The 5,114-nt window shown below is 68.8% G+C and carries 6 protein-coding genes and 1 pseudogene; 6 read left to right on the top strand and 1 reads right to left on the bottom strand.

The window, feature by feature from the left end; translation table 11 throughout:
- The 5 genes and pseudogenes from VGH54_RS25000 to VGH54_RS24980 all read left to right on the top strand — a co-directional run.
- Positions 1-310, top strand: a pseudogene (locus VGH54_RS25000) (porphobilinogen synthase); the annotation flags it as partial.
- Positions 307-735: a hypothetical protein gene (locus VGH54_RS24995; protein WP_331514817.1), complete on the top strand. Its 429-nt coding sequence runs from the start codon at positions 307-309 to the stop codon at positions 733-735. The pseudogene VGH54_RS25000 and the gene VGH54_RS24995, both read left to right, overlap by 4 nt.
- An 89-nt stretch (positions 736-824) precedes the next feature.
- Positions 825-1,373 (top strand): DUF3093 domain-containing protein, encoded by a 549-nt coding sequence (locus VGH54_RS24990; RefSeq protein WP_331514819.1) that lies wholly within the window; start codon positions 825-827, stop codon positions 1,371-1,373.
- Between the two features lie 2 nt (positions 1,374-1,375).
- A complete protein-coding gene (locus VGH54_RS24985) occupies positions 1,376-1,627 on the top strand; it encodes a hypothetical protein (protein ID WP_414688796.1) in 252 nt (83 codons plus the stop codon).
- On the top strand, positions 1,624-3,771 hold the full coding sequence (locus VGH54_RS24980) for a heavy metal translocating P-type ATPase (protein WP_331514816.1): 2,148 nt from the start codon (positions 1,624-1,626) through the stop codon (positions 3,769-3,771). The genes VGH54_RS24985 and VGH54_RS24980 overlap by 4 nt, the downstream gene beginning before the upstream one ends.
- On the opposite strand, the gene VGH54_RS24975 is transcribed toward VGH54_RS24980, so the two are convergent.
- Complete coding sequence (locus VGH54_RS24975) at positions 3,738-4,631, bottom strand: alpha/beta hydrolase-fold protein (RefSeq protein WP_331514815.1); 894 nt, start codon at positions 4,629-4,631, stop codon at positions 3,738-3,740. The two genes, VGH54_RS24980 and VGH54_RS24975, sit on opposite strands and share 34 nt — an antisense overlap.
- A gap of 123 nt (positions 4,632-4,754) precedes the next feature.
- On the opposite strand from VGH54_RS24975, the gene VGH54_RS24970 reads away from it, so the two are divergent.
- Positions 4,755-5,114: oxygenase MpaB family protein (locus tag VGH54_RS24970; RefSeq protein WP_331514814.1), on the top strand; the 360-nt coding region annotated here is incomplete at its 3' end.

The raw sequence follows: 5,114 nt of genomic DNA, 5'->3' as shown, positions 1-5,114 counted from the left end.
GCAAGAGCCGGGCAACGCCCGCGAAGCGGTCCGAGAGGCGCAGTTGGATCTCGACGAAGGTGCCGACATCGTGATGGTCAAACCGGCGATGAGCTACCTCGACGTCGTCGCGGCCGTCGCACAGATTTCGCCGGTGCCCGTCGCCGCCTATCAGGTGTCGGGGGAGTACGCGATGATCGCGGCTGCCGCCGCCAACGGGTGGATCGACGAGCGCGCCGCCGCGCTCGAGTCGTTGACCAGCATCCGGCGCGCCGGCGCGGACATCGTGCTGACCTACTGGGCCGCCGGCGCGGCGAACTGGTTGTTGTGACGGCTCCCGTTGAACCCGGTCCGCAGCCGCCGACCCGGCCGATCGACGTCGACACCGGATTCTGGTTGTGGCTGGTCGCGGTGCCCCTGATGGTGATCGGCTACGTCGCCGACCTGGTCGGCTCGTCGAACGGTCGCGGAGCCACGCCACTCCTGGTCGCACAGGGGCTGTTCACCGCGGTCTTGTGTGCGATCGTGGTGACCTTCCTGATCCTGATGCGGGCCGGATACCGTTGGGCCCGAACCGTTTTGACCGGCGGAGCCATCGCCACCGTCGTCTACGTCGGCATCCGGCTGTTCACGGTGACCTGGCCGCCGATATACGCCGTCGCGTGTGGCGTCGCCGGCATCACCGGTTCGGTGCTGATCGCCGGCGGCATGTACTTGTTGCACCGCAGCGACTCGCACAACTACTTCACCAGGTGAGCGCACAAAGTGGTGAAGTGCCAGGGCACCTGGCGCGCCATGAGCCGCAGGTAGGGCCCCAGGTTGTCTGGCCGCCGGTCCAGCAGGGGATGATGGTGGACGTGACTGCCGACACGGACACCGAAGCAGCACCGCTCTTTCGCGAGGTCGGTGCGACCTGGTACTGGATGCTGGCCGGGCCGATTTCGGCCGCAATCATGCTGTGGATCGAGAAGTCCAATGGCAACGGCTGGCAGATCTCGGTCCCGGTGTTCTTTCTGGTGGTCCTGACCAGTTTCATTGCGCTGCAAGTCAAAGCCGCCCGCATCCACACCTCGGTCGTGCTGACCCCGCAGACGCTGCGCCAGGGCACCGAAACCATCCGGGTATCCGAGATCCTCAAGGTGTACCCCGAACCCGATCATCCGATGGCAGCGAAGAAAGACCTGGAGCGTTGGCAGTCCGCCCGGGCGCTCGGCGAGCTGGTCGGGGTGCCAAAGGGCCGGACGGGCATCGGCCTGCGGCTCACCGGCGGTCGCACCGCCCAGGCCTGGGCGCGGCGGCACCGGCATCTGCGCAACCTGCTGACCCCGTTGGTCGAGGAACGCGTCAACCCTAACGAGCTCCCGCCGGAACACGACGACGACAGTTCACGCTGATAATGGTCCGTTTCCGCGCTGTCGTCGAGCTCGCGCTGGCCGTTGCCGCCATCGCGGGCTGCGCGTTCAGCTGGTCGGCGGTGCGATCCACTGTGGAGGTGGCGCCCGTCGCCAACGGCCAGCCGGTGACCACCGCGGTGGTCTATGACCCCTCGCTCTTGCTGTTGACCCTGCTCTTGGCGACGGCCGCCGGAATGCTGCTGGTTGTCGGCATCGCGCGGCTGCGGCGGGTCGCCCGGCCCACGACGGCATGACCACCACCGATCTCGACTTGCGCGGCATGAGCTGCGCCTCGTGCGCTGCCCGCGTCGAGGGGGCGTTGAACCGGCTCGACGGTGTGCGGGCAGCGGTGAACTTCGCGCTGGAGCGAGCCCATGTGCAGCATGAGTCCGAGGTGTCGGCCGGTGACTTGATCCGCGCGGTGGAGTCGACGGGCTACCAGGCGTCGGTGGCCGTGGAACTTTTCAGCCGCGACGACGATGAGCCGCAGGATCTGGTGCGCTCACGGCTGATCGGCTCGGCGCTGCTGGCAATTCCGGTTGTCGCGGTGTCGATGGTGATGAGCTGGCAGTTCGCCGGCTGGCAGTGGGTGGCGCTGGCGTTGACGACGCCGATCGTGGCGTGGGGCGGCTACCCGTTTCACCGCTTGGCGCTGCTCGGAGCCCGGCATGGCACGTCGACGATGGACACCCTGGTGTCGCTGGGCACGCTGGCCGCCTACCTGTGGTCGACGGCGGAGGTGTTACGCGGTGCAGGCCCGGTCTACTTCGAGGTTGCGGCCGCGGTCACGGTGTTCCAGCTGGCCGGCCGCTACGCCGAGGCACGGGCCAAGCGCGCCTCTGGGGCTGCGCTGCGCTCGCTGCTGAGCCTGGGCGCCAAGGACGCCGCGGTGTTGCGCGACGGCGACGAGGTCCGTGTGCCGGTCGCGCAACTGCAGGTTGGCGACGTCGTCGTGGTGCGGCCGGGGGAGCGGGTCGCCACCGACGGCGAAATCATCGACGGGACAACGGCATTGGATACCTCGGCGATGACCGGCGAGCCGGTGCCGGTCGACGTGGCTGCCGGCGACACGGTGGTCGGCGGCTCGCTGAACACCTATGGCCGTGTGCTGGTGCGCGCCGCCCGAGTCGGCGCCGACACCCAACTGGCACGGATGGCCAAGTTGGTGAGCGACGCTCAGAACAACAAGGCGCCGGTGCAACGGATGGCCGATCGGGTCGCGGCGGTCTTCGTGCCGGCGGTGCTGGTGATCGCGGCGGCGACGATGGCCTGCTGGCTGCTGGCGGGACAGCCGGTCGCGTCGGCGTTCACCGCGGCCGTCGCGGTGTTGATCATCGCCTGCCCATGCGCGCTCGGGCTGGCCACGCCGACGGCGATCCTGGTCGGCACCGGGCGCGGTGCGCAACTGGGCATCCTGATCAAGGATCCGCGGGTGCTGGAGACCGTCGACGGCGTCGACACGGTCGTATTCGACAAGACCGGAACCCTGACGACCGGCGCGATGGCGGTGACGGACGTGCAGCCCCGGCCCGGCGAAGACGCCGACCTGGTGCTGGTCCGCGCGGCCGCGGTCGAGTCGGCATCCGAGCATCCGGTGGCGGCGGCGATCGTGGCGGCCGCCCACGCTCGCGGACTTACGCCTCGCAGCGGCCCGGAGCGGTTCGTCAACGATCCGGGCACCGGTGTGGTGGGCGTGGTCGACGGAGTCGAGGTGGTGGTGTCGCGAGCCGGCTCGCTGGCCGGCGTCGACCTGCTGGCGCCGGCGGCACGTCAGACGGCCGTAGAGGTGGCCTGGGGCGGGCAGCTTCGCGGCGTCATCACGCTGGCCGACCGGATCAAGCCCGACAGCGCCGCGGCCATCTCCGACCTCAAGACCATGGGCATCACCCCGATGCTGCTCACCGGCGACAGCGCCGCAGTGGCCCAGCAGGTCGCCGTCGCGGTGGGCATCGCGTGGGCCGACGTGATCGCCGATGTGCTGCCGACCGAAAAGGCCGACGCCGTCAAGCGTTTGCAGGCGCAGGGCCGAACGGTCGCCATGGTCGGCGACGGCGTCAACGACTCGGTGGCGCTGGCCGTCGCTGACATCGGCATGGCGATGGGCAGCGGCGCCGACGCGGCGATCGACGCGGGCGACCTGACGCTGATGCGCACCGACGTGCACACGGTGCCGACCGCGCTGCGGCTGTCGGCGCGCACGCTGCGCACCATCCGGATGAACCTGTTCTGGGCGTTCGCCTACAACACCGCGGCTATCCCACTTGCCGCGATGGGTCTGCTCAACCCGATGATCGCCGGTGCGGCGATGGCCTGCTCGTCGCTACTCGTGGTGACAAATAGCTTGCGGCTCAAGCGATTTCAGGATCACAGCCAGGCAAGATCGGCGGGCAGCTGCTGACGCCAGAACGCCTCGTCGTGTCCACCGGGCCAGAAGCCGCCGGCGGGTGGCGTGTGCAGCTGGGCGATGAACTGGTGCGTGGCCGGGGCGAAGCGGTCGTCGTTGCCGCAGTCGATTCGTAGCGGAATCGTCGACAGCGCAGGCAATCCGAAGACGGTGTTGTTCGTCCAGTCGTCGTAACTGTCGAATGCGCCCAACGTGCTGGCGGTGTAGGACTGGTACAGCGCCGGGCTGACGGCGCAGATCCCGGCGGTGCGTGCCGGCCCCAGCCGGGCGCCCAGCAACATTGCGCCGTAGCCGCCCATCGACCAGCCGATGAAACCTACTCGGCTGATGTCGAGGTTCATCGTCGACAGCATCGGGATCAGCTCGTTGAGCACCATCGAGCCCGCGTCCTCGCCGCCGGCCCGCCGATGCCAGTAGCTGTCGCCGCCGTCGACGGCGACCACCGCGAACGGCGGCCGGCCCGCCGTGACCAGATCGGCGAGCAGCTGTTCGACGCCGAGACTCATCACCTGCTTGGCGCTGCCGCGTACGCCGTGCAACGCGATCACCGGGCGCAGCGGTGCGATCTGACCGGGCGGCCTGGCGATCACATAGTTGGTCAGGATGCCGCCGCGGGCCGCCGAGACGAACGAGCCGGACACCTTGGTCGGCAGTGGGGCGGGAGGAGCCGGAGGAGCGGCGACCGGTGCCGCAGGCGGTCCCGCCGGCGCCGCGGGATCGAAGGGGCTGGGATCGGCCGGTACCTGGGTGGGATCGACCAGGGCGCCGAACGTCCAGATACCCGCTGCTCCCGCGACGGCACTGGCACCTAGGCGCAGCGCAGCACGGCGGGAAAGCTCAGGCACGACCGACATATTGCCGTCCTGAGCAGCGGCGCACGCAGAGCCACGCCGAATTCGTAGGCAACATGGCGATCACATTTTGCCAACGACCGGGCTGCACTTGGTACAAAGTGCGAAATGTGTAACACTGTCCCAGTGACCGAGCTGAGTGAGTCGTCTGCGAGGCAGGCCGCCGATGCGCTTCCGCTGGGGCCGCAGTCGCTGGTGTGGCGCTACTTCGGTGACAACCGGATGTTCCTGATCGGGCCGCGGCCCGCGGTGCTGCAGAACATGCTTGCCGAGCTCGGGCAGGGCGTGCTGGACCACTCGGTGTTCTTCAGCGACACCTCGGCGCGGATCAAGCGCTCACTGCCACCGATCTTCAAAACTGTCTACGCGTCGGACGACGACCACACCGGCCAGCAGGTCCGTGACTTCCACCACCAGATCAAAGGCGAAATGCCCAGCGGGGAGCGGTATCACGCTCTGGACCCCGACACCTACTTCTGGGCGCAC

Origin of the sequence: Mycobacterium sp., assembly GCF_036488105.1 — a bacterium.
Classification (GTDB): Bacteria; Actinomycetota; Actinomycetes; order Mycobacteriales; family Mycobacteriaceae; genus Mycobacterium.
Note: the sequence above shows the minus strand (reverse complement) of the source record. Positions and strands in the feature narration are given on the sequence as shown.